This window comes from Microbispora sp. CSR-4 (assembly GCF_008033685.1).
Taxonomy (GTDB): Bacteria; Actinomycetota; Actinomycetes; order Streptosporangiales; family Streptosporangiaceae; genus Microbispora.
The window spans coordinates 1-1,028 of record NZ_VJVX01000185.1 but is presented as its reverse complement, the minus strand read 5'-3'; the positions used below and the strand labels follow the sequence as shown (position 1 = coordinate 1,028).

Sequence of the window (1,028 nt, the reverse complement as noted above, 5' to 3'; positions counted from 1 at the left end):
CGCAGGGCGCCCCCGCCCTGCTCGCCGCACTGGCCGTTCTGCGGGCTGTCGGCACCCTCTTGGTCGCCATGGTCGCCGTGGCGGCGTTCGCCGTCCCGGCCGGTGCCGACACCACCTGGTCGGTCGTCCCCGCCAACGCCGACGGCCCCGACGGCCGCACCGCCATCGACATCGAACTGCCCGCCGGGCAACAGGTCACCGAACACATCGCCGTCATCAACCGCTCCACCCAACCCGTCGACTTCGCCATCGACGCAGGCGACGGCTACCTCACCACCAAGGGCTACTTCGACATGCGGCCCCCCGAGGCCACCCCCGTCGACGGCGGCGCCTGGATCACCGTCCCCGAAAAAGTCACCATCGCCGCCGGAGCCACCACCGTCGTCCCCATCACCGTGGCCATCCCCCAAAACGCCACCCCCGGCGACCACCCCGCCGGCGTCACCGCCTCCGTCGACGCCGTCTCCGGCCAGGTCCGCGTCCACAACCGCGTCGGCGTCCGCGTCAACATCCGCGTCACCGGCACCTTCGCCGCCAAAATCGCCGTCAGCAACATACAGACCGCCTACACCTGGTCCTGGAACCCCTTCACCCCCGGCACCGTCGAAGTCACCTACACCCTCGCCAACACCGGCAACGTCCGCCTGGCCCCCGACAGCCGCATCCAGACCTCCACCCTCGCCGGCGACAACACCTGGGACGACACCTCCGAAGCCAGAGCCCGCGAAATCATGCCCGGCGGCAGCCGCACCTTCACCGCCCGCATCACCGGCACCTGGCCCCTGGGACCCATCGGCACCACCATCTGGGCCATCCCCTCCCCCGCAGGCAAACCCCTGCCCGGCGTCACCGCCGAACGCGTCGCCATCGACACCACCATCTGGGCCATCCCCTGGCCCCAGCTCACCCTCCTCGCCCTGCTCGCCCTCGCCGTCCTCGCCCTCCGCCTCACCAGCACCCGGCGCCGCCGCCGCATCGAAAAGCTGATCCTCCTCAACAGCCGCGGCACCCCCCTCGGCACATGAGCC

The 1,028-nt window shown here is 71.4% G+C and carries 1 protein-coding gene; it reads left to right on the top strand.

Annotation, left to right across the window (positions count from 1 at the left end; translation table 11 throughout):
• The coding region (locus tag FLV34_RS41065; protein ID WP_187280882.1) for a hypothetical protein at window positions 1-1,025 on the top strand (1,025 nt) is incomplete at its 5' end.
• Window positions 1,026-1,028: the final 3 nt, after the last annotated feature.